The organism is Paenibacillus tyrphae, from assembly GCF_027925525.1.
Lineage (GTDB): Bacteria > Bacillota > Bacilli > Paenibacillales > NBRC-103111 > Paenibacillus_G > Paenibacillus_G tyrfis_B.
Genome location: NZ_BSDJ01000003.1, coordinates 243,053 through 265,168, shown reverse-complemented (window position 1 = coordinate 265,168; position 22,116 = coordinate 243,053). Strand labels below are relative to the sequence as shown.

The window sequence follows — 22,116 nt, the reverse complement described above, 5'->3', positions numbered from 1 at the left end:
TTTTTTTCTCGGCTTATGCACCTTTTTTTCATATTGGATCGTCTGTACAATAGCAGAAATTTCTTCCTTTTCCTGCTCAGGAGGCACGATGTTGAAAAAGTTAGCCGAACGGATGCGTCCGCCAAGCAGCGGACTTACTATTGCATCCAGAATCAATGTCTTTTTCTTTATTACGTTTTGTTTGTTCTCGGTCTTGATTCTCCGGCTTGCCATGCTTCAATTTGTGGAAAGCCAACATTTGAAGGATGAGGAAGCCAACCATAAAAACACGCCCATACGGCCCACCCGGGGCAATATTTTCGATCGCAAAGGCGCTCCAATCGCCTATACCACGCCTACCCAATCGCTTTATTTTCGTATTGAGCAAGCACAAACGCAGGATGAAGTCATTGCCCTTGCGCGCGAGCTGGAACGAATTTTCTCGGAACGCGGAGCCCCGTCTCCCAAAAAGCTGTCCGCCGAAGACATCATCAGGCTGATGGATGTCGGATTCGATCTGACGAAAGCAAAAACAAAGGAGCCTTCCTTCTATTACGTCCCCCGCCGGATCAAGACGGATCTCACTCGCGATGAAATCGCGTATATCGGGGAGTGGCGCGATGAACTGAAATGGGTTCAAGTCATCGAGGAAAGCACGCGGACCTACGACCGGGAAAATACGGTTGCCGTTCAATTGGTCGGCTATATGAAGCCGTTTCCTGCCGCGCGGGAATCGCAGTACGGACTTCCCTTTTATAAAAAGAAAGAAAATACGGAGGGCTACGTCGATACGGAGGAGGTCGGATTCGATGGCATCGAGCTGATGTACCAGAAGGAGCTACGTGGAGAAAGCGGATACAAAGCGTTTCCGGTCAATGCGGCCAATAAAATTGCCGGCCCCGAGGTAACGCTGCAGACTCCGAAGAAAGGCAACCATCTGTATTTGACGATCGATAAGGACGTCCAGCTTATGACGGAAAAAGCCATTATGGACCATCTGGAAACCCTGCAATCCTCCGGCAACCGGTTCGCTTACGCTCCGAATGCCCGGGCGGGGTATGCGGTAGCGATGGAGGTGAAGACGGGCAAAGTGGTCACCATGGCCAGCATGCCGGATTACGATCCGAACTTATGGATCAGCGGATTCTCGACGAAAAGCGATTACGATAGTATCCAGCCTTTTGTCAACAACGGCACCATTACGACCGCCTATGGCAATTTTCCGAAGGAAGAATGGACCAAGCATCCCACTTCAATCGTATATATGGGCTCGACGATCAAGCCGTTGTCCGTATTGATCGGCTTCAAGGAAGGGCTCATCCATCCTGGAACCCAATATTACGATACCGGCGTATTTACCTACGGCAAAGACAACTCGCGCTTAACCAACTCCGACCGGGCCGCTTACGGGTGGCTGACGCCGGCCACGGCCATCGCGCACTCGTCCAACACGTTTATGTCAGCCAAAATCGGCAATGAGCTGCACTCGAAGTACGGCGAAAAAGCCGTAGACGTGTGGGAGGACTATTTGGCCAAGTTCGGGCTGGGGGTTTCCACGCAAAGCGGTTTGCCGCGAGAGTATAAAGGCGTCAACGAGTTTAAAACGAACAAGGGCGAATCGTTCCAATCCCGGATGGTATTTGCCTCCTGGGGTCAGAACGAACGTTACACGACGCTGCAATTGGCCCAATTCGCCACAACCCTCGCCACAAGAGGGAAAAGGCTCAAGCCTTTATTGGTGGACAAGATCGAAAGCTACGATAGAGGCCAGCTGATCCAAAAGTTCGACGAACCGGTCGTACTGGACGAAACGGAATTTGCCGCGGCCGAGTGGAACGCGGTGCTGCAAGGCATGGCCAATGTCAAGGTACAAGGCTTCGACGGCTTCCCGTATCCTTTTGCTAGAAAAACCGGCACTTCTACGCAATCCGTCGGTAAAAAGTTGGTCGACAACGCCGTATTCATCGCTTTCGCGCCTCTGGAAAATCCGACGCTCGCCGTAGCCGTGGTCGTCCCGGAGGGCGGATTCGGCGCATGGGGCGCCGCACCGATCGCCCGCAAAATCTTCGATGCGTATGACCAATATTACGGCCTGGACGGTGTGCCCAAGGGAAGCAAAGCGGCCGCCGATAAATAAGCATGTGGAAAGGCTTGCTCCTGCTCGAATGATGAGTTGGAGTAAGCCTTGTTTTTTTCTTGCTTGCCCGGCTCACGCAAAATTAATTATTCTGTTGGTACTGTCACATTTTTGCACGGGTAGTTCGTTGTACAGGGTGAAAGGGAGTGAACGAGGTGGACGATTCAGAACTGCGTCAGATGATTGCTGACGTCTTGGAGGGTGATATCGACAAGTTCGAAAACATCGTGCAGCATTACCAAAAGCCGATCTTCCGCTACTGCTATCACATGCTGGGCAGCGATACGGAAGCGGAGGATAGCGGACAAGAAGTATTTTTGAAGGCATTTCGCAATTTGACGAAGTACAGTCAGGATGTGCCGTTCGGGGCTTGGTTGTACAAGATTGCCTACAACCATTGTATTGATGTGATTCGCAAGCGTAAGCTGGCCAAATATCTGCCCTTCTTTTACCGGGATGACAAGGAAAATAAACCTATAGATCTGCAGATCGAAGCCAACTATTTCAATGAATTTGTGCACCAAGCCCTATCGAGATTATCCGTGGAAGAACGGAACCTGTTAATTTTGCGCTTTGTGGAGGATAAGAGCTACGAGGAAATCAGCCTGATTCTGAATCAGAGCAGCGCCAATCTTCGAAAAAAATACGGACGTTCGGCTGCAAAGTTCCGGAAGTACTATGCTCAAGTGAAGGAAGTGGGATTCGTATGACATTGGACAAGGATCAGGATTTGAAAGCACTTTTTCATGACCCGCAGATTCCCGATGTTGACTTGACTGGAGAAGTGATGAGGAAACTGTACGCTGAGCGGAACAAAAAGGAGCGATTTTTTGTGAAATATAAAGTCGGTGTGTTGGTCGCAATGGGAATGCTGTTGACGGTATCTTCAGGGTTTGCAGCGGTGAAGTACGGGGTATTGAAAAACGAACAGGGACAAGCGGTTTATGAGGTAAAACCGTTGAAGTCGGCTCCTCCCCAGGCCAAATATTCGGAAGAAGATACCCGACGCATAGGAATGAGCCGGGATTTGGCGGAAGAGCTGTTGCCGGATGGTTCGGCAGCGATCTTTTATATCGTTCCGAACAATTCGAACAAGCAAACGGACACCAGATTCAAGCCGTTCGTCTTTAACGATGTGTCCGCACTCCGTGCCAAAATGGCAGGCAAGCCGATTACGATTCTCGACCATCTGGAAGGCAATTACAAGTTCGAAAACGCTAAGGTCTTCTTTAACCCAATCAATGAGGTGAATCCTCCTGCCCCGGATGAAAAGGTGGCGACGGCGGAAAAGCTGCGGAAGCAGGCGGAGGAATCAGGCAAGGATTATGCGATGATGCCGATCGAGCTGTCTGATGATCTTTTACATTTGAGGTCCGTTTATAAACAAGGGAATGATGAAGTAGCCGTTACTGTCATTAAATCCAAGGATACGTTTACAGCCTACGTGGATGAAAAAATCGACTTCGAGCAGGAAAAGATCACGGTTAAGGGAGTAGAGATGCTTTACACGGAATATAAAGACAAAGACGGAAAAGGCTCAAGTAAAAATATCACATGGAACATCGACGGCGAATATACGTATCAAATCGACGAGTTCAGTAAAATGGGCAAAGAGGAATTGATTAAAATCGCCGAAGCGTACTTGAACTAAAATTAACATGCCGAATCATCAATAGCGTAAAAAGTTCCTCTGCTTGCTCAAAGCGGGGAGCTTTTTTACGCTTACTTTTAAAATGGAAAAAAGACTCCCGGTGGGGAGTCTCGTCCTTATGACCTTACTACTCTATAATATTTCTCAGATCGAGAATAAAAGTGTGAAGGAACTGTACTTTGCCTAGAATGCAGCTAGCGAACCACCCGAATATTTACCTTCATCAAGTTGGTGCATTGCTTTTTGTTTTTGATGAAAAGCATGTACTGGCTGCTCTGTTTCACATAAATCGTATTGTTTTCCGCTTGCTCTTTCCGGATCGTCTGGTTGTTGTTCCTCAGATCCATAAGCCACCAATCGTACTCGTCGGCGATAATCGAGGTGATGCGAATGCCTTCGTTCGGCTGGAGTACATAAGGACCGGCAACCGCCACGGCACCCGGCGCCAAATGATACGTAACCTCGCCTTCCGGCGGCGCGACAATAATCTGCTGTTGAGGCGCTTGTTGAACCGGGGTTCCCTCCGCTGCAAAGCCAGGGCTTGAAACAAGACTTGCTCCCACCACGGCAATCGTCAAAGCAGTTGTCATTTTTTTCATTTCTTTATCCTCCTCCGAATAACACCGTGCAAAATAATTTTGAGGTCTGGCCAGTGCCCTCAATCAATTAATACCATACAAACCCTTAATTTGGAATATTTTTCAATTAAATCATACGAACTTTTCATCCAAATGTTACAAATATTTGAAGTTAACGTTGTCATTATTTCATTTAACCCCTTGGTAAAGTTGTATATCTCCTGGGTTTCAGGCCAATCCTGTTTCTTGTTTTGACGATAGGCTCAGCGCCTTTTCTAACCGCACATACAGCAATTCGGTTTGCAGATCAAGGGCTGCGCGATGAAGGGTCGAAACAATGTCTTCAACCGCTAACTTATGTAATGATATTAATTGACCACTGGTCATATTTAATACAGCCATGGTGCAAGCTTCATAGGTTTGAATTTGCCGCATCAGGTCTCGTTCTTCGGCATCCAATCGGTCCTTAAGGGTAGTTTCGGTCATTTCCATATCGGGAACCTCCTCGTAGGACGGCCGTAGTCCAATGCATTCATTAATATTACCTCCACTGGAAAATTTGAATTTTTGTAACGCTACTCCGTTATTAACCAAAATTATATATCGGAATACAGATACAATCAAGCATTTTTCTTTGAAATTAGTTCTATAGAGGTTTATAGTTATAAGTAAAAACAACAGGTGAGAATGGTATGCCAGTTCGGCTAAGATTAAAAGAAATCATTGAAGAAAAAGGAATGTCTCAACGGGAGTTAGCCCGGTTAATGAATGTTCGCCCCAATACAATAAGTCATCTTTGCTCCGATAAAGTAAATGCTGCATACTTTGATACCTTAGAACAGATTTGTAGGACGCTTAATGTCAGCTTACATGAACTTCTTGTGTTGGAGGATGACTAAGCCCCGCAGGGTCATTCCATTTCCTAGCCGGCAATCCGACGATTGCCCTGAAAAGGCATGTAAAAAAAACTCATTCCTAACTCACGGTTCAAGTTGGAATAAGCCTTTATAAATATTTTTACAGACTTCACCTTCGGCCCGGATGGTTTATGTGATTAACACATGTCAATCACACCGTTGCCGAAATCCGCAAAAACGTTAGACGAATTATGGATGAAATAATGGCCTGGTTATCAAAAATCAATAGCCTTGGAAAGAGAGTTCGAAAAAGTTGAGTATTATAATAAATGATTCTCTTCTAACACTTTATACCATTCATCATCTTTAGAGCCAACGGTATCTATACTCCCTCCAGATTCAACAAACTTCAACCCAATTTCTCCATATTGTTCCCCTAAAAAATAGTTAAGTAAAAAATTATTGAAGTCTCCATATGACTCCAAGACATAATCTTGATCTAATGGTTCTCCAAATAAGCAAGTTACATGACCATCTACCTTATTAATAAACAAGGGGTATCTTTCAATTTTCCCTATACAAATCCACTCACCATCAAACTGTAGCATTTCCTCCGCATAAAATTGAATTTTGTCAATTTTCCGTTGGCTATATACATTGATAACTCCTCCAATTAATCTCTCATATCTATTCGTAATAAAGTAATAATCTTCTAAAATACTATTATCGATTTTTGTGAATTGTTCCCCGGCAATATCTTTAACAATTTCACCATAGGTCAGACTTTGCGGGTAGTCTTCACTTAATATCTCCATAATTTTATCTATTTTTTCGCTTAATAGTTCATTCATATTCTTCACCTTTCAATGGTTATGATTATATGATTAGAAAATCATCCTCTATATTCTCATATGATTCACTTGATAGTTTTTCTAAAAATTCATGAAAGGATGCGGCTATTTCTGGGAGGCATTGTTTGATTAAATCGTATGACAAGACGATTGGTTCATCATCGGCGTAATTTTCAGCAATCTCATCAGGGACTAGCACGCATTCTACCACATCTAAATCCTCATTGTAGGAACAAAAAGACTGCTCTGCCATTACTAAACGAGGTTGATTATGATTTGTTGTATTTAAATCAAGACAAATGACGTGGCCTCCTATTGTAGTAGCTATTGTTAGTAGGCCATATTTTATTAGATACATACTTGGGGAGGCAGAAGAGTTCTCCATTTTTATTGACTCTAACGTCATTAACCCTATTCCACCACTTAATAGAGGTATATGATGAGGTTCAAAAACACGGTAGAAATCAACAACACTTTCAGGTATTACATATTTTTTTAGATCTTTTAAATCTTCTTCATTATAAAACAAAGATGACTTGCTGTATGTTCCATAGAGATCCCGTAGGTAATTAAGGTCAACTAAATCAGCCTCTCTAAAGGCTACTTTTACTTCATCAGAATCCATACCATTTCTTTCAAGACTCAGCTGAAAGTTGTTAATTATCGTACTATAGTCCATACTCCTATGCTTCCTCCGTCAATCATACTTGTCGCTTATCAAACAAATCCTATATTCTCCCTAGGCATCCTTACGACCGATGAGCCCCAGTCCATATACATAATACGCTTTGATTGCTCCACTTTCCTCCAACTTCATGAGAACTTGGGTCAGATCGGCATTTTGGGTGACCACATAACGTGTGGTCTTGCCGTTCCAGATCATGGAGGTGCGCACATATTCGGCATCGTAGGTTAGCGAGCTTGCCCGACACGGGCGGGACGGTCTCGGGCTCGCCTGTCAACTTAGTACAGCCATTGGCAAGCTTCATAGGTTATAATTTGCAAAAACAGGTCGATCATGATGGTAAATAACCATAATCGACCTGTTTTATGTAGCTACGCGGTATTCAAGTTATACGTCAAGCATTATTGTGCTCCAGATTCATTCAGCACTGATGGGGCTTTTTCACCTGCCACCGCGACAAGAACCAAATGCAAAAAGACCACTTTTTGATCTGGAAATTGTTCATGTTTCTACAATCAGGGTTATGTAAATATCGATGCAACTATTAAAATGAATCCAATCACTAGACTGACAGGGCCCCAATAATGCATAGGGATGAAAAACAGACTGTGCGAGGTTCCCAGTTTATAGTGTTGTCCCGTTTCCACATCAACTAGCACTTTGCCCGATTTGGCGTTAAGTGCTTTCCCCATATACCAGATAATAACTCCCGATACAATGAAGCCAAAAGCCAGCGGCAGCTTGGAATCCATTGACCCAAGCCCCAAAGCGGATAGTAAAAGATTAACTATAACAAACATAATCGCTAGAACAACAATATTCAAAATGCCTAGACCCTTCCAAATAATCATATAAACATCCTTCCCGGTTATATTTACGTTTTAACTCTCCAATTAACACAGGTAACTCTTTTAATGTGAACCTAAGTTCGGTATACCACAATCAAACATACATTCGGTAGTGGTTTTCATGGGGCATCCCGTTCTAATTAATCCCCCCAATCTTCCCATACGATCAACCGAGGTGCTTATGAGTTTTTTGTAATCATTTCGCATACGTCTTTATCGACCTTGTTTATTGAAAACTTTAGGTTTACAGCAATAAAGTGGTAAGATTCACAGGACTGGAACCAGTCGTTTCCAGTCCAGCGCCACGGGCAGGTGTTTACTTGCCCTTGAGTGAAAAGGAGGCACAAAAATATATCGGGGTCTACCAAAATACGCGTACCTTTTGGATCCGCACTTCTATTGCTTACGAGAACGGCTCACTCATGGTAGAAGATGCAACAAGTGGAAAACAAAAGCTGCGAATGATTCACCCTCAACTGTTTGTAGATGAGGAAGGCAATAAAATCGCATTCAAGGAAGATAAAAACGGTAACAAATACTTCTATTATGCGACGCTAAATAACCTCGCATATGCCGGTGCCCATTCACAAAAAATGGATGGGAAGCAGACTTATTCAGACGTCTCTGACTCCAGTAGCTATACGACCTATATCAGCAATGTCAGCGCTCTTTCCATTATGGGAGCAAAAACAGGAAGTCAATTTGATCCAACAGGGACCATGACAAGGCGAATTTATTGACGCTCTGATCAAAGCAAATGGCTGGTATGGATTTGCCGGGGGTGAAGAAAAGAATAGAAAGCAATTGGCCGCAAGCATCCCTGATTTGAACCTTTCGGCACCTATCTCAAGACAAACCGCTGCTGTCATGATCCAAACTTTGAAACAGCTTGAACCGGAGGCAACCAGCAAAGTGAAGCTGCAAGACACAGCCGATGCATGGGCAAAAGATGCAATCACTACTCTTGCTTCACAAGGCATCGTCGATCCTGATACGAAGATAAGCGCAGATGGCTCTTTCACATTCCGCGCAAAAGATTTGTTGAAGCGTCAAGAAGCAAGTGCCTTGATTGATTTAGCGTTTGGTTACCATTCTCTCCCGATTAAACGTTAAGCATCTTTTTCCTCTTCGGGATAAATGAGAAGGAAATACAAGGGTTAGGAAATTCTCTCCCCATTTTGCGGCTGTCGAGAAAACTCAGCAGCCTTTCAAAATTTAATTTAGCTAATGGTTAAGTGCCTTGATTATCAATCTGAATAGATCCTGTTCAACCAAGACCAACTTCATCCAATAAACTTTTTTCCTTCGCTTTTTCATTTACGGTTATCACACCATCTGTTCTTTCAAATAAAACAATTTCTCTATAATCCCTGATCAGGTATCCTTCTTTAATCCTTAGTTCGCAATCGCCTTCAAAACGTTCCAGTACCCGTTTGAAGAAATTCATCATTACTTTTAAACCGGGATTATGCTGATCGGTATAAATATGCCCGCCGGATATACTTATCACTTGACCAACATGATTTATTCCTTTTCCCCTCTTTTGCACATCTACTTTGAAATCATTCCAGCAAATCCCGAACTCGGATCGAATACCAGGATCTTCGATTAGATTCATTTTGCCTTCGTCAATACAATCGTTAGCTATATGAATGATTTCAGGTTTTAACATTTGTATAACATCACTGTTCATATTACTAACAGCTACCTGCAGCACGAACTTTTGATAAAACCCGTTTGCATAAGGAAGCCCGAGGTTACTAAAATCTCCATCAAAATAATAGTTATTCACAGCTAGGGATTCGCGTCTTCTTTCCAGCACTTTAATATCATATTCGTCTAGCAATATAGCATCTCCCGTTGTCCCACTCAGTAAGTTACCTATGAACTGGATAAACTTCGCGCCTCCACTAGGATAAACGCTGATCCACAAGCGAAAATTTACATCGAGATCAAATTCTTTGGCTATATCTTGGACGAAGCTTAAATTCGTACTGACGCAAAAGGATTTGCAGATAAAATCCAGCGTATCTCCTTCGCCCTCTTCACTCTCCTCCTGCCTGCTAATTTTAAAATCAGCCCGATCCTCAACTGCCTTTCTCGCTTGCGCCAGTAAAAATTCATCTATTTCTTCTCTGGTTTGAAAATCAGTGTAGAAATAATAAGATAATTCCACGCTATTCTTCCCTCCAAAACCATCTTGCGCTTGTTAGCGTGCAATTCGTCCCACTTCCGGGCCCGAGCCCGCCGCGATGATCAGCAGCCTTGTTACGCTAACGAGCAGGAGGCTCGTAGAAATCGATCGCCATGCACCAGCATAAAGGATCACTCCCCCCACAATGAGGGCAACAACCTCCCGTATATGTAATTCTAGCTGTATCTGAATGAAGCACACCATAGTCAGTAATCGGTTCGACGCCTGGGACCGGTTCGTCTTCTGGGATCTCCCGCACTTTCATGTCCGACCACTTTCCGCTCCAGGAACAGATACTGCACTTTAGAATCTCTTCCGAATAGTTCAGCGCATTCTGGATGACGATTATACATTCTCTACTGTAGGTATTACAAGAAGGACAATTGTGTACTTTCATGATTCATCACCTCTCATCAACAACCAAATTAGCACGATTTGGTAGTGTCATCGAACATGTCCATCTGCTTGGGAGGAAGTTGTGTTGACTCTTGGCCTAGAAGATCTATAAGTTGCAAAGCATTCGCCGCGGCATCCCCGCCTGAATTATTATTGAATATCACGCAAACCTCCCGGGTTTCTTTTTCCAACTTCAAGAGGTTTTCCTTCCACTCAAGTAATTCTTCATGATTGTAACGATAGAGATACCTTACTTCTCGCCAGTCTTTAGCTCCGCTTGCAGTCCAGCCATCCGTATTTCTCCCATGAAACCTGACAATTGTCAAATCGTCATTGGTTGGTTTTAAGACGACCGGAACTGAACCCGGAAAAACTTGAGGCTCATCACAAATACTATGAATCCAACCTTCCTCGCGCATAAATAATAACGTCTTTTCGCTCATTTCCGTACTAAACCAGCTTTGATGACGAAATTCAAGAGCCACCGGAATATTTTTCATTCGTTCCTTAGCTGTTCGTAGCAAGCGCACATTAATGCGGTTACAATCAAACCACGGTGGATACTGGAATAGAACCGCCTTTAACTTGCCCGCATCTAAAATAGGTTTTATCGACTCGCTAAAGCTTCGGAACATCCCCTCCATATCCGCTTCAGAATAATTCTGACGGGTGTGTCCTGTCATACCTTGATAAGCTTTCACCAAGAATGAGAAATCCTTCGAGGTGTCTGATGCCCATCTACTATACAAATCTTCTTTATGAATCGCGTAATAGGAACTATCCACTTCAACCAATTTAAAATATCTATTGTATTCTTTTAGCTTATCCTGCGGCCTGATTCCAGTCTTATATAACTCGTCATGATCTCCCCATCCAGCAAGCCCGATTGATATCATAAACTCACCACTTTTAAACAAGTTTAAAGCCTATACTACATTTTATCGGTATATACCTGTAATCTCAAACCTGCCTTATCCGTGAATGAAATCCGTATTTTACAAATGAATTCGACATCGTCTCGGTTTGTATTAAAAAAGGAATCCCCACAACCGGATAGTTGTAGGGACCCTAGGGAGTCAAAATGATTTAAGTACAGATAATGGATGGTGTTCAATTTTACAGATGACGTCCGGTGATATAACGGTTCTTCCAATAGCCCGAGTTCATATCATAGATGGCAACACCTCGGCTCGGAGAGTTGCCGACGAATTTGCCGTTACCCAGATAAATACCGACGTGGTTGATTTTGCCCGGTGTACTGACGCTGAACATGACAAGATCGCCCTTCTGCAGATGCGCTTTGTCCTTTACCTGCGTTCCGACGCGAGTCTGGGCTCTGGAGCCCCATGGGATCGAAATGCCGTTTTTACTGAATACAAATTGTGTGAACGAGGAGCAGTCGAAAGTCAGATGTTGCGGATCTTTTACACCAAAGCGGTATTTTACTTTACCTTGGTAAGAGAGAGCCGTTTTCACGATTTGATCTGCCTTTGAAGTGCTCACCGTTGCGGCTTGTGCCGATTGTGCAGGCAGCAGCAAGCTTGCCGAACCGAATATGGAAAGGCTTAGAGCTATGCCCAATAACGATTGACTAAGGCGATTTTTCTTCACTTGTGACATGTTGGATATCCTCCTTATGGATCAATGGGTTAGCCAGCTCGGCCACCAGAGCTAACTGTACCATAGATTTATTTGGAGGAATTTACCGGCGAAGTTTCTGAAACAAAGTAGCTCCTAGGAATATCCACAACTATTAGAAATGAATGAGAATTCGATGAGTGGATTATTCTTGACAGGGTATGGGCTTTGGATTTCTTCAAATTTCTAACGCTTACTTATTGCGTTTTACTAGGATGATCATGATGGCTTGCGGGAAAAACAGCCAGATCCCTGATACAGGCATTAACGTGCAACCAACGACGGCGAAGAGGAGTAAGTACCACCCGAAAATAGCCGGCAGCGCATGATCACTTTCTTTCAAATATTTATGGAAAACATGCCCCGTAATCATCCAAAAGAAGCCTATGGCCAGGAACCAAAATATGGCGTTCCTATCAGGCTCACTACTCACCGAATTGACCCAACCGTCTTGCGCCATAAGGCCCAAAACTTCCCAACCCATGAGTAAACCAACAACATTATGGATCATCCCTGTCGCGATCATATACATACCGCTATATTTCCAAATCCGCATCACAGATCACCTCGATTTTCGTTCGTTTGACGAATCGTTTTGTTTTTTTTGAAAAGGTACCATCCACCCAAGCCATACATGGCGCCGATTGCAATCGCTATACTTGAGTAAAGGGTCTCATAAGAATTCACAGAACCAAGAATGGCATGCACGATCCATTCTCCAAACCCTCGTATGAAATAGCTGATGGCAATGCCATAAATCACGTTTTTTCTAAAAGGAAGCTTGATAAATCCACCCTCCTCATACACTGCGTAGATGCCAAATAGGGCAAATACGATAGCCACTAGCACGGTTAACAGATAAGGCAGTGAATAGTGAAGCGCTGATAATTGGTTCATGGGTTCGGCAACACCTGTTACCCGGAAAAATTCCTTCGCCCAGAATAATCCCACAATATGTAGTATGGAAATGACCAGATTACAATAACCGCCGAGCTTTAATAAGGCTCTCATCGCATCTTCCTCCTCAAATTGAAAAAACATACGAATGCGTATGTTTTGTTTACGGAAAAGCCTTTTAAATCAAATTTAAAAGGCGCTAGGACATCTGTGTGATGAGATTAATAAATGAATCCGCCAACTGGGTTGATTTCAATGCCGGATCTCTGCTGCTTCGGTCAATCCAACCGAGGAAAGTAAAGTAACTAATCTCCGCTCTCGTATCGGAGTCAGCAGGATCGAATCCCATTTCATTGAACAGTTTTGCAATGTATCGCAATCGCTCTTGCTCAATCGCCTTCACTCGCTTTCCAATCTGTTCATCTTGATTGGCCCAAGCGAGTATGGCCGATTGCAATTTGGTCGTATGCGAGAAGCTTTGGTACACCAATGCCTGAAATTGTTCTTTGGCAGACAAGCCGCTGTTCTCCATCTGGCCAATGACTTCTCGGGTCAAGTGCTCTTCCCAATAGAAAAGCATCGCTTCAAGTAAATCAGCGCGATCCCTGAAATAGTGGTAAAAGCTCCCCTTGCTGATTTTCAGTTTTCGAGCGATGGCTTCGATTTTGACGGATGCAATCCCAGATTGCGATAACGTCTCGAGTCCCGCTCTAATCCAATCATCACTCGTGAGCTGCACGATTCTCACTCACCTCCCGAAACATACGTTATCGTATGTTTTAATCATACATCATTCTTCTTCCAAATATCAACACAAGCTTTCAACGAATCGTTTAGTAGAGAGATACATAGCATGGTTTCCATTTAAACGTATACGGGATGCCTATAAAGATCAGATAAAAGATGGCTGACTTATGAGGAAGCTCCATATTTCAGCATTAAGTATCTCATGAAATTGTTTCCGATCAAAGCCGGGAGGGTCTTGAGAAGGAAGAAACGATGGGGTGATCATCGATTCCGGAAATGAGCTCAGAAAGGAAAAGTGCCCGGCATTTTCTACCGTTCTATATTGAATCTTATGCTGGTCAGCAACCCCTTTCAATATAATTTGTGCGTGAAAAGAAGGAGTATATGGATCCTTCTCTGCATCCAGCATCAAAATCGGAACGGTAACTGGACTTAACGCCCCCTCAGCTCTAAACCAGACCGATGCCGGAGCCAGTAATACCAGGGACCGGATTCGCGGATCTGGCGCAACCTCTATGAGCTGCGGTTGTCTGTCCGGGGTCTCGTGAGGAAACGAAGTTGGCAAGCCACCCGCAGCTGCCAGAGCTGTGTAACCGCCGAGCGAATGCCCGATGATAGAAACGGCATTCTGTTTTACTTTTCCCTCAAACATCTTATTTTCAAAAAACCAGTCGACGGCCATCCGAATATGTCTCGGTCTGTAGGTGAGGTTCTGTATCGTACCATCCAGACTGTTATTATTTCTGTTATTGAACGGATGCTCAGGCATTCCGACGATAAAACCGTTCTGCGCCAAATACCGAGCTAATGTTCGATACATAAGCGGTGAACCGCCAGTGCCGTGAGAGATCAAGACCAAGGGGAACTTTCCTGCTAAAACTTCGGCGTCTCTCGCTAACTCCAACGGGAAGGGCCCCAATTGATCTGCTTGTTCAGGGGTGCCGGCAGGATACATCACCAACATAGGAAATGTTATGCCCAGCGATGCATCGGGTATTTTCACTTCATGGTAACCTGCATACCCTTGCTGTAATCTTTCGTTCTCTCTCATCCCATTTATTCCTCCGCGAAGTAACTAGATTTAGGGCCAATAGGAATGTAAATGTCAAATTCCGAATCTTCATTACTTGGACCCAGATATCTGTGATCGTAACGTGCAAATTCCGGTTGGTTCAAACGTGTTCTCCCCGATTTGGGCAACCATGAGCTATAAATGTACTCAAACGTATCTTGTATTCTTGCAACGGTTCCTTTATGTGAGAATACAGCGTAGGTTGTTGATGGGAGAACTTTATACACCATTCCTTCAGGTAGCTTCCCCTCTTCGACAACCTCAACACAGGCGGTATAAGAAACTCCCCATTTATCTCCTGTAAGTTCAATTAGAGCGTAATAAATAGATTCGGGATCTCGCCTTCTATCGATTGCTGACACGTGTTGTCTAAAAGAGTCCCATAGCTTTCCGATGACGTGAGAATGAAGTCCTCGTATTTCCATGCCAACCAATTGAAGTCTTCTCTTGGTGATGATAACGGGGTCAAGAGCTGCTCCGTTGTGTAATTGCCGTAGCCTAACTTCGTCCAATGCCTTCTTCTCCATGGCCCGGAACGGCGTATCTTTCATATCCGTTTGCTTGCGGAATTGCCCCGGCGTGATAGAAAACATTTGCTGAAATGCACGAGTAAAAGCTTCTTGAGATGCAAAATGATATTTGATTGCGATCTCTACAATTCTGAGGTTGGAGTAAAACAAATCATAAGCAGCATGGGTTAATCTCCGCTTCCTAATGTATTCCGAAACGGAGTTTCGTGTAACCGATTGGAATATTCGGTGGAAATGATAAGGGGAGTAACCTACCCATTTCGCAATTTCATCTGCTGTGATCTCATCGGATAGATGACCTTCTATGTAGGCAATCGCTTTAGTTACGGATTCCATGTATTTCATTCCAACGCCTCCATGGAGTTAACATAACTATAATATACTTCAGATCGATATTTTTGATATTTTTTGCGAAGTTATACTTCATTCTACCCATTTTTATAATGATTCTGTACGTTGGTTGGATGCGATACAAAATGCAAAGGGTCACATCCAGCTTATTTCGAGAATGATCGTGGCCATCGTAATTCGTATTCTGGTGGGACTCTCAATTGGATGTTACACTCATCCTTTTAGGATTACTGCTCCTCGCGTTTATTTTGTCAAATATAGCTCCGTAGCATGCAGAAAAACTCCCCATGATTTTGGGGAGTTCTTCGCTTCCAATGCCTACGATGTTGCAAGGAACCCATAGGTTTCCGAACTGCTGTTTTTAAAACCCCATTTCCGACAAAATAACCGAAATGACGATGCCTGCCGCAGCAATCCAAAACAGCTTCGATTTGAAATATCTCTTCACCGCGTTATCCTGTCGTTTGAATTCTTTACCAGGGTCCTGCTGCATGTGCAAATCCGTGGTGTACGCGGAGACGCCAATATACCGCCATCCTCCGCCCACAAAACTCAAAATAATCGTCAGCAATGAGGCCATAAACAAATAGTCCGAAACGGTTTGCATTTGAGTTCCTCCTTAGCATCTTGTTTTGGGTCTACCTATTTCAAGCGATCCGTCACTTCTGCTACGCGCCTTCGGAAGCCGCAGGCTTCATCAGCTCAAGCAGCCGCCGTACCGCTTCCTCCACGGTAAGCTGCTCCGCTTCCGGCGCTTGGCGCTCCTTGTACTCGACCACCCGCTCGCCTGCTTTCTTGCCGACGACGATGCGGACCGGGAGGCCGATCAGATCGGCGTCCTTGAACTTGACACCCGGCCGCTCCTCGCGGTCGTCCAGCAGCGCCTCCACGCCCAACGCGTGCAGCCGCTCGTACAACTCCTCCGCCAGCTTCCGCTGGGTATCGTCCGCCACGGCTACCGGAATGATATGCGCGTGAAACGGCGCCAAGGACAGCGGCCAGACGATGCCCTGCTCGTCGTGGTGCTGCTCCAGCACCGCGGACAACAGCCGGGAGACGCCGATGCCATAGCAGCCCATAATGACGTCGTGCTCCGTGCCGGAGACGCCTGTCACCCTCGCGCCCAGCGCCGTGCTGTATTTCGTGCCGAGCTTGAACACATGCCCGACCTCGATCCCCCGATGCAGCGTCAACGGCTCGCCGCAGCGGACGCAGCGATCGCCGAGCCGCACCTCGCGGAAATCCCCCGTGAGCGCCAGCGAGAAATCCCGGCCCGGCCGGACATGACGGTAGTGGTAGTCCCGCTCGTTCGCGCCGGCGATGCCTTCGCTCAAGGCGGCGACCTCACGGTCGACCAGCAGAGGCACGTTCAGCCCGACCGGTCCGGCAAAGCCGACCGGCGCGCTGGTAACGGCCTGCACCGTATCCGCATCGGCCAACTCAAGCTGAATCGCGCCCAAAACCCGCTGTACCTTTAATTCGTTCACTTCGTCGGCGCCCCGCACGACAACGGCCACCGGCTTTCCGTCCGCCACATACAACAGCGTCTTCATCAGCCGCGAGGCCTCCAGCCCGAGCTGCTCCGTCAGCTGCGCAATCGTGCGGATGTCCGGCGTATGCCAGCGCTCCAGCGGCGGCGCGGCTTCCTCAACTGCCGCAGCTTGCACGGCGGCCGCTTCCGCCTTCTCCAGATTGGCCGCGTAGCCGCAGCCATCGCAGGCGACGACCGTGTCCTCCCCGATCTCCGCCAGCGCCATGAATTCGTGCGTCTCGCCCTCGCCGCCGATCGCGCCCGCATCCGCTTCCACCGCCCGGTAATTCAGCCCGCAGCGGGTGAAAATCTGGTGATACGCCTCGTACATCGCCCGGTAGGTCACATCCAGCCCTTCCCAGTCCGTATCGAACGAATACGCATCCTTCATCAGAAATTCCCGCCCGCGCAGCAGACCGTACCTCGGACGCCGCTCGTCGCGGAACTTCGTCTGAATCTGGTATACCGTTAGCGGCAGCTTGCGGTACGAGCTGATCTCGTCCCGCACGAGCGCCGTAACGACCTCCTCGTGCGTCGGCCCAAGCGCGAATTCCCGGTCGTGCCGGTCGCGCAGCCGGACGAGCTCCGGTCCGTATACGTCGTACCGACCGGACTCCTGCCACAGCTCGGCAGGCTGCATGGCCGGTAGCAGCACTTCCTGCGCGCCGATCCGGTCCATCTCCTCCCGGACGATCGCCTCGGCCTTGCGAAGCGCGCGGCGACCGAGCGGCAAATACGTGTACACCCCCGCCGCAAGCGGCCGGATCAACCCGGCCCGCAGCATCAGCCGGTGGCTGGCCGCCTCGGCATCCGCCGGGACTTCCCGCAGAGTAGGCATAAGCAGATTTTGTTGTCGCATGGAAATCCCTCCAAGTTCGGATATAAACAAATAAACACGTCTTCGTCAGGGACGAAAACGTGTCGTGGTACCACCCTTGGTTTAACCGCATGTGCCTCGGATTGCAGGCGCGCACGGTCCTTCATTCGGATAACGGGGGAGGCCCGGCAGCGGATACGTCCAGCTCAGTTCCCCGCTGCAGCTACAAGGTGGGGCGAAGCATACGGCGGTTGGGGGTCTTTCAGCCTCGGACGCCCTCTCTGGCGCAACCGGTCGCACGTTCCATGTCCTTGATCGTTGCTTTTCGCTTTATTCATTCGTGATGTTGTGTATTCCAATTTACACCAATTTAACCAAAGATGCAAGTGCTTCCAACCGGCTTCTTCCGCGGCAGGCACAACTTTTTCCATAACCCTCCGCCCCGGCGCAGCATAGAAAGTAACCCGGCCCGCATGTGCATCCTTCCAAGGACTCGCACCGTAATACTGGCATATAAAGGAGCTGATCCATCCATGACGATACATGATAACGCTCATCCGCTGCCTGCCCCTGATACGAAAGAGGAACTCCGGCAGGCGCTTCTCGACATCGAGGCGTGGGAGGCGAGCCAGAAAGATTTGTGGTTTTGGGAAAAGCTCGGCAGGCTGCCCTTCCAGCTGCTTGACCGGATCACGCCGAAGGCGCTGCAGAACAAGCTGGCGCAGGCCATCGACGAGGTCGGAAGCTTCGTGCAAACGGGCGGCCGATATCTGATCTCCGAGCAAAGCGTGCTCGACGAGTTGAACCGGCAGCTCGCGAGCCGACAAAGCAACCCTGCGTTTGCCGATGCGCTCACCCTAGGCGAGGTCGCCTCGCTCCCGCTCGCCGTCATGGACGATGCTGCCGACGAATTCGCCCGCAGCCGCACCCTCTTCGCGACGGCTCAAGGGGCGACGACCGGCTTCGGCGGCATCTTTACGCTCGCCATCGACATTCCGGCCATCCTCGGCTTGTCGCTCAAGGTGCTGCAGGAGATGGCGATGGTGTACGGCTACGATCCGAACGACAAGCGCGAGCGCGTCTTCGTGATCAAGTGCCTGCAGTTCGCCTCCTCCGACATCGTTGGGAAGAAGGCCGTGCTGGAGGAGCTGGCCGACTTCGACAACGAGCACCGGCAGCGGGATGCGATCTCGCAGCTTCAGGGATGGCGCGAGGTCGTGACGATCTACCGCGACAACTTCGGCTGGAAGAAGCTGTTCCAGCTTGTCCCGGTCGCCGGGATGATCTTCGGCGCGGTGCTGAACCGCGGCACGCTGCAGGATGTCGCCGAAGCGGGCAAAATGCTGTACCGCAAGCGCCGGGTGCTGGAGCGGCTCCGCAGCGGCTAGAAGCGCAGCGCTTCGCCCGGCCCGAGCGAGTATAGCCCGGCGAAGCCCTCCGCGGCCAGCGCTGCGCACAGCGCATCCGTCGCGCTGCGTCCCGTATGCACCGGGACGGTCTGACGGCTGCCGAAGGCCCGCAGCATCCGCCTGACATCGGTCACGCCTTGGTGCACCTTGTAGCGGATCGCTTCAACCGAGCAGCCACCCTCGCTCTCCGGCTCGTTCAGCAGACGCTGTCCGAAGCTGCCTGCGGCTAGATGGCCCGTCAAGATGACGCAGCCGTGCCCTGCGGCCGCCAGCCTGCGGTAATACCACTGCGCGCGCTCCGACTGCATCATCCCGTCGGCGGTGAAATAAAGCGCACTCCGCCCCGCGGCCAGCGCCTGCTCCCGCTCCGCGTCGGTCGCCACTGCGACGACTCGCGGGTCTTCCAGGCAGCGCCGAATCCGCTCGGCAGCGCCCGGCTTCAGCCATTCGGCCCGGTCGAGCATCGGGCCGAACGCCTGAAGCAGCTCCCGTTCCGCGACGAGCGGAATGCCCGGGAACCGCTCCCGCGCCCAGACGAGCATGTCCTGCCCGCGCCCGAAGGCGGGAACCGGCAGCAGCACGGAGCCGCCCTGCGCCAGCGCCTGCCCGATCCGGGCGGCAAGCCGCTCCAGCAGGAGCGGCTGCGCCTCAGCGTCCATGCCGTAGGCGGCGTCGATCACCGCCAGATCGGCAGGCTGGGCAGCCGTCCCCGGTGGCAGCGCTTCCGGTCCATCCGCCGCAAGCAGCACGGACTCCGCAGAGTAATCGCCGGAGAAGAAAACACGCTTGCCCTCCAGCTCCAGCATCAGCCAGACGGAGCCAACCAGGTGCCCGCTCCGGCCCCAGCAGACTTTAACGTGAGGGGCCGCGTCGATCCATTCTCCTGAAGCTCCGGCCTCTTCCAAATACGCGAACCGGATCGCCTTCACGTGCTCGTCACCATACGGTAGCTCGGCCGACTGTCCCCTGACATATTTTTTCCAGGACGTGAAATACGTGTCCAGTTGCTGCGCCGTCGCCCGGGTTGTCCAGACGACGCCGCGGTAGCCGTGCTTGTACAGCAGCGGCAGCGCCATTGAATGATCCTCGTGCGCATGGGACAAAAAAACGGCATTCAGCCGCGGAATGACGTTCGGGTCGACGAGCGGGTATTGTCCCGCGCCCGTCTTTTTAACGCCGCAATCCAGCAGGACGCCGATGCGGTCATTGTGTAGGAGGTAGCAGGAGCGGCCGTGTTCGCCCGCCCCGCCCCAAATATCGAGCTGCATGAGTCTCAATCCACTTTCTGTTTTGAACTTAACCGGTCGATCCCGAGCAGCATCAGCGTCGTCAGGCCGACCGAGACGACCGCCATGGCCATGCCGAGCGACACCTTCCCCTGCTCGAACTGCGCGAAAATGTACGTGGCCGACGTTTCCATCGAAGGCGGCAAAATCATCAGCGACGCCACCAGCTCGCGGACCGAGATGGTGAACGTCATCATCCAGCCCGCCAGCATGCCCGGGACGATGAGCGGCAGCAAAATGCGACGGAAGACGTAAGCCGGCCGGCCGCCGAACACTTGCCCCGCTTGAAACAGCGCATCGTCAAGCTGGGAAAAGTTCGCTTTGACGTATTGCACCGTGTACGGCAGAAAAAAGACGACATACGTCAGAACGACCATCCCGTACGTGTTGTACAGCGGCACGGGCATCCATGGCGCGTTCCACAGCAGAATCAGGCCGACGACCAGCACGATGCCCGGCACCGTGTTCGGCAGCAGGCTGAACAGGTCGGTCAGCCGCTGCGGCCATGTTTTCGACTGCTTGATCGTCAGCGCGAACCACGTGCCCAGCAGGACCGAGATCGTCGCCGCTGCCAGCGACAAGCCAAGGCTGTTCAGCAGCGCGGTCATGCTTTTGGAGCCCCAGGTCAGCAGCTCCACATAATGATTCAAGGTCAGATTGCTCCAGGCGAGCCCGACGCCCCGCAGCTTCATCAGAGAAGCGGAAATAATCGAAAAGTAAGGAACGCCCACGGACAGCACCAGCAGAACGATCACATAACCCCAAGCCAATAGCCGCGTCAGTCCGCTTAGCGGGTAAATTTTGCTCCGCGTTCCTTTGCCGCCGACCAAACGGTACGTATACCGCCGGGTGATGACCGTCTGCACGTACCACAGCAGCAGGCACGTGCTCAGCAGCACGGAAGCGAGCGCGGTCGCCTTGCCGAAATCGATCGGCCAACTGGAAATATACTTATGAATTTCCGAGGTCAGCACGTAAAAGCCGATTTTACGGCCGAAGGTGGCCGGCGTGCCGAATTCGGCGATCGTCTTGACGAAGATGAGCAGCGCCCCCATCGCATAGCTGGACAGCAGCAGCGGCAGCACGATCCTCCGGAAGCTGTAGAAGAATCGGCCTCCGTGTACGGCGGCGGCGTCCTCCTTGCTCCCGCCGATCTGCAATAAAGCGTTGCGCAGAATCAAGTAAAGAAAAGGAAACAAGTGCAGACTCATGATCGCCACCATGCCGAAGACGCTGAAAAACTTCGGTGTCCACGCCTCCGCCACAGGAAGAAGCTGCTCCATATAGCCGTTTTTTTGCATGAACAAAATCCAGCCCATCGAACCGATGTACGGCGGCGTCATGAACGGGATCAGCAGCACGATATCCAACCATGCGTGCCGGCCGAGGCTCGTCTTGGCTAAGATCCAGGCGAGCGGCAGCGCCAATGCCGTCGTTCCAAGCACGACGCAGATGCCGAGCCAGATCGAGTTCCAGAATACTTCGCCGAGCTTGTTCTCCAGAATGGTCCGCAGCGGCGCGGACAAATCCAGCGCCTGCTCCGGGTAGACGCTCGTCAGAAAGATGAAAAAAAGCGGGACGACCACCAGGACCGCCAAAAGAAACAAGGCGAGGGTCATCCCTACCGTTCGAATAGAAATCCAGCTTCTTACCTGCATGCCT

Annotated in this window: 24 protein-coding genes; 7 read left to right on the top strand and 17 right to left on the bottom strand. The window is 49.1% G+C overall.

What is annotated here, in order from left to right:
• Positions 1-88: 88 nt before the first annotated feature.
• The 3 genes from QMG93_RS04875 to QMG93_RS04865 all read left to right on the top strand — a co-directional run bounded on the left by QMG93_RS04875 (position 89) and on the right by QMG93_RS04865 (position 3,767).
• The gene (locus QMG93_RS04875) at positions 89-2,116 is read left to right on the top strand and encodes a peptidoglycan D,D-transpeptidase FtsI family protein (RefSeq protein ID WP_281934007.1); all 2,028 of its coding nucleotides are present in this window, start codon (positions 89-91) and stop codon (positions 2,114-2,116) included.
• Positions 2,117-2,271: 155 nt separating this feature from the next.
• Positions 2,272-2,826, top strand: a complete 555-nt coding sequence (locus QMG93_RS04870) for an RNA polymerase sigma factor (protein WP_281934005.1) — start codon at positions 2,272-2,274, stop codon at positions 2,824-2,826.
• Positions 2,823-3,767, top strand: coding sequence for a DUF4367 domain-containing protein (locus tag QMG93_RS04865; protein ID WP_281934003.1), 945 nt, complete (start codon positions 2,823-2,825; stop codon positions 3,765-3,767). Before QMG93_RS04870 ends, QMG93_RS04865 begins: the two co-directional genes overlap by 4 nt.
• Positions 3,768-3,961: 194 nt before the next feature.
• Here the strand turns inward: QMG93_RS04865 and QMG93_RS04860 are convergent, their stop codons facing one another.
• Together QMG93_RS04860 and QMG93_RS04855 are read right to left on the bottom strand one after the other, a co-directional pair.
• The gene (locus tag QMG93_RS04860; RefSeq protein ID WP_281934001.1) at positions 3,962-4,366 is read right to left on the bottom strand and encodes a hypothetical protein; all 405 of its coding nucleotides are present in this window, start codon (positions 4,364-4,366) and stop codon (positions 3,962-3,964) included.
• A 207-nt stretch (positions 4,367-4,573) separates the two neighbouring features.
• On the bottom strand, positions 4,574-4,837 hold the full coding sequence (locus tag QMG93_RS04855; protein ID WP_281933999.1) for a hypothetical protein: 264 nt from the start codon (positions 4,835-4,837) through the stop codon (positions 4,574-4,576).
• Between the two features lie 200 nt (positions 4,838-5,037).
• On the opposite strand from QMG93_RS04855, the gene QMG93_RS04850 reads away from it, so the two are divergent.
• Entirely contained in the window at positions 5,038-5,244 is a 207-nt protein-coding gene (locus tag QMG93_RS04850; RefSeq protein WP_216795727.1) for a helix-turn-helix domain-containing protein, read from the top strand.
• A gap of 278 nt (positions 5,245-5,522) precedes the next feature.
• Here QMG93_RS04850 and QMG93_RS04845 read toward each other — a convergent pair whose 3' ends face one another.
• From QMG93_RS04845 to QMG93_RS04835, 3 genes are all read right to left on the bottom strand, one after another.
• The gene (locus tag QMG93_RS04845) at positions 5,523-6,053 is read right to left on the bottom strand and encodes a hypothetical protein (RefSeq protein ID WP_281933996.1); all 531 of its coding nucleotides are present in this window, start codon (positions 6,051-6,053) and stop codon (positions 5,523-5,525) included.
• 25 nt (positions 6,054-6,078) lie between these two features.
• Complete coding sequence (locus tag QMG93_RS04840; RefSeq protein WP_281933994.1) at positions 6,079-6,732, bottom strand: hypothetical protein; 654 nt, start codon at positions 6,730-6,732, stop codon at positions 6,079-6,081.
• Between the two features lie 527 nt (positions 6,733-7,259).
• On the bottom strand, positions 7,260-7,589 hold the full coding sequence (locus QMG93_RS04835) for a hypothetical protein (RefSeq protein WP_281933993.1): 330 nt from the start codon (positions 7,587-7,589) through the stop codon (positions 7,260-7,262).
• Positions 7,590-7,912: 323 nt separating this feature from the next.
• Between QMG93_RS04835 and QMG93_RS04830 the strand changes: the two genes are divergently transcribed.
• Positions 7,913-8,326, top strand: coding sequence for an S-layer homology domain-containing protein (locus QMG93_RS04830; protein WP_281933991.1), 414 nt, complete (start codon positions 7,913-7,915; stop codon positions 8,324-8,326).
• A 64-nt stretch (positions 8,327-8,390) separates the two neighbouring features.
• A complete protein-coding gene (locus QMG93_RS04825) occupies positions 8,391-8,699 on the top strand; it encodes a hypothetical protein (protein WP_281933989.1) in 309 nt (102 codons plus the stop codon).
• A 154-nt stretch (positions 8,700-8,853) separates the two neighbouring features.
• Here the strand turns inward: QMG93_RS04825 and QMG93_RS04820 are convergent, their stop codons facing one another.
• From QMG93_RS04820 to QMG93_RS04775, 10 genes are all read right to left on the bottom strand, one after another.
• Positions 8,854-9,762 carry a hypothetical protein gene (locus QMG93_RS04820; RefSeq protein WP_281933986.1) on the bottom strand — a complete coding sequence of 303 codons (909 nt, stop codon included), beginning with the start codon at positions 9,760-9,762 and terminating at the stop codon, positions 8,854-8,856.
• 443 nt (positions 9,763-10,205) lie between these two features.
• Positions 10,206-11,072: a DUF72 domain-containing protein gene (locus tag QMG93_RS04815; protein WP_281933985.1), complete on the bottom strand. Its 867-nt coding sequence runs from the start codon at positions 11,070-11,072 to the stop codon at positions 10,206-10,208.
• A gap of 220 nt (positions 11,073-11,292) precedes the next feature.
• Entirely contained in the window at positions 11,293-11,796 is a 504-nt protein-coding gene (locus tag QMG93_RS04810; RefSeq protein WP_281933984.1) for a C40 family peptidase, read from the bottom strand.
• A gap of 211 nt (positions 11,797-12,007) precedes the next feature.
• Positions 12,008-12,370, bottom strand: coding sequence for a DUF6463 family protein (locus QMG93_RS04805; RefSeq protein ID WP_281933982.1), 363 nt, complete (start codon positions 12,368-12,370; stop codon positions 12,008-12,010).
• The gene (locus QMG93_RS04800; protein WP_281933980.1) at positions 12,370-12,825 is read right to left on the bottom strand and encodes a hypothetical protein; all 456 of its coding nucleotides are present in this window, start codon (positions 12,823-12,825) and stop codon (positions 12,370-12,372) included. Before QMG93_RS04800 ends, QMG93_RS04805 begins: the two co-directional genes overlap by 1 nt.
• 85 nt (positions 12,826-12,910) lie before the next feature.
• Positions 12,911-13,450 carry a TetR/AcrR family transcriptional regulator gene (locus QMG93_RS04795; RefSeq protein WP_281933978.1) on the bottom strand — a complete coding sequence of 180 codons (540 nt, stop codon included), beginning with the start codon at positions 13,448-13,450 and terminating at the stop codon, positions 12,911-12,913.
• Between the two features lie 153 nt (positions 13,451-13,603).
• A complete protein-coding gene (locus QMG93_RS04790) occupies positions 13,604-14,509 on the bottom strand; it encodes an alpha/beta hydrolase family protein (RefSeq protein ID WP_281933976.1) in 906 nt (301 codons plus the stop codon).
• 5 nt (positions 14,510-14,514) lie between these two features.
• Positions 14,515-15,405: an AraC family transcriptional regulator gene (locus QMG93_RS04785; protein WP_281933974.1), complete on the bottom strand. Its 891-nt coding sequence runs from the start codon at positions 15,403-15,405 to the stop codon at positions 14,515-14,517.
• Between the two features lie 367 nt (positions 15,406-15,772).
• Positions 15,773-16,018, bottom strand: a complete 246-nt coding sequence (locus QMG93_RS04780; protein WP_281933972.1) for a hypothetical protein — start codon at positions 16,016-16,018, stop codon at positions 15,773-15,775.
• 61 nt (positions 16,019-16,079) lie between these two features.
• A complete protein-coding gene (locus QMG93_RS04775; protein ID WP_281933970.1) occupies positions 16,080-17,801 on the bottom strand; it encodes a proline--tRNA ligase in 1,722 nt (573 codons plus the stop codon).
• 491 nt (positions 17,802-18,292) lie between these two features.
• Between QMG93_RS04775 and QMG93_RS04770 the strand changes: the two genes are divergently transcribed.
• Positions 18,293-19,147 (top strand): EcsC family protein, encoded by an 855-nt coding sequence (locus QMG93_RS04770; RefSeq protein ID WP_281933969.1) that lies wholly within the window; start codon positions 18,293-18,295, stop codon positions 19,145-19,147.
• On the opposite strand, the gene QMG93_RS04765 is transcribed toward QMG93_RS04770, so the two are convergent.
• Together QMG93_RS04765 and QMG93_RS04760 are read right to left on the bottom strand one after the other, a co-directional pair.
• Positions 19,144-20,436, bottom strand: coding sequence for an MBL fold metallo-hydrolase (locus tag QMG93_RS04765; RefSeq protein ID WP_281933968.1), 1,293 nt, complete (start codon positions 20,434-20,436; stop codon positions 19,144-19,146). The genes QMG93_RS04770 and QMG93_RS04765 overlap by 4 nt on opposite strands.
• Positions 20,437-20,441: 5 nt before the next feature.
• Positions 20,442-22,112, bottom strand: coding sequence for an ABC transporter permease (locus tag QMG93_RS04760; protein WP_281933966.1), 1,671 nt, complete (start codon positions 22,110-22,112; stop codon positions 20,442-20,444).
• Between the last annotated feature and the right edge of the window lie 4 nt (positions 22,113-22,116).

Coding starts and splice junctions, on each gene's coding strand:
- QMG93_RS04800 (WP_281933980.1), bottom strand. CDS start 12,825: ATGAGAGCCTTATTAAAGCTCGGCGGTTATTGTAATCTGGTCATTTCC.
- QMG93_RS04790 (WP_281933976.1), bottom strand. CDS start 14,509: ATGAGAGAGAACGAAAGATTACAGCAAGGGTATGCAGGTTACCATGAA.
- QMG93_RS04765 (WP_281933968.1), bottom strand. CDS start 20,436: ATGCAGCTCGATATTTGGGGCGGGGCGGGCGAACACGGCCGCTCCTGC.
- QMG93_RS04815 (WP_281933985.1), bottom strand. CDS start 11,072: ATGATATCAATCGGGCTTGCTGGATGGGGAGATCATGACGAGTTATAT.
- QMG93_RS04785 (WP_281933974.1), bottom strand. CDS start 15,405: ATGAAATACATGGAATCCGTAACTAAAGCGATTGCCTACATAGAAGGT.
- QMG93_RS04845 (WP_281933996.1), bottom strand. CDS start 6,053: ATGAATGAACTATTAAGCGAAAAAATAGATAAAATTATGGAGATATTA.
- QMG93_RS04860 (WP_281934001.1), bottom strand. CDS start 4,366: ATGAAAAAAATGACAACTGCTTTGACGATTGCCGTGGTGGGAGCAAGT.
- QMG93_RS04835 (WP_281933993.1), bottom strand. CDS start 7,589: ATGATTATTTGGAAGGGTCTAGGCATTTTGAATATTGTTGTTCTAGCG.
- QMG93_RS04770 (WP_281933969.1), top strand. CDS start 18,293: ATGACGATACATGATAACGCTCATCCGCTGCCTGCCCCTGATACGAAA.
- QMG93_RS04760 (WP_281933966.1), bottom strand. CDS start 22,112: ATGCAGGTAAGAAGCTGGATTTCTATTCGAACGGTAGGGATGACCCTC.
- QMG93_RS04855 (WP_281933999.1), bottom strand. CDS start 4,837: ATGGAAATGACCGAAACTACCCTTAAGGACCGATTGGATGCCGAAGAA.
- QMG93_RS04875 (WP_281934007.1), top strand. CDS start 89: ATGTTGAAAAAGTTAGCCGAACGGATGCGTCCGCCAAGCAGCGGACTT.
- QMG93_RS04840 (WP_281933994.1), bottom strand. CDS start 6,732: ATGGACTATAGTACGATAATTAACAACTTTCAGCTGAGTCTTGAAAGA.
- QMG93_RS04805 (WP_281933982.1), bottom strand. CDS start 12,370: ATGCGGATTTGGAAATATAGCGGTATGTATATGATCGCGACAGGGATG.
- QMG93_RS04810 (WP_281933984.1), bottom strand. CDS start 11,796: ATGTCACAAGTGAAGAAAAATCGCCTTAGTCAATCGTTATTGGGCATA.
- QMG93_RS04850 (WP_216795727.1), top strand. CDS start 5,038: ATGCCAGTTCGGCTAAGATTAAAAGAAATCATTGAAGAAAAAGGAATG.
- QMG93_RS04780 (WP_281933972.1), bottom strand. CDS start 16,018: ATGCAAACCGTTTCGGACTATTTGTTTATGGCCTCATTGCTGACGATT.
- QMG93_RS04865 (WP_281934003.1), top strand. CDS start 2,823: ATGACATTGGACAAGGATCAGGATTTGAAAGCACTTTTTCATGACCCG.
- QMG93_RS04775 (WP_281933970.1), bottom strand. CDS start 17,801: ATGCGACAACAAAATCTGCTTATGCCTACTCTGCGGGAAGTCCCGGCG.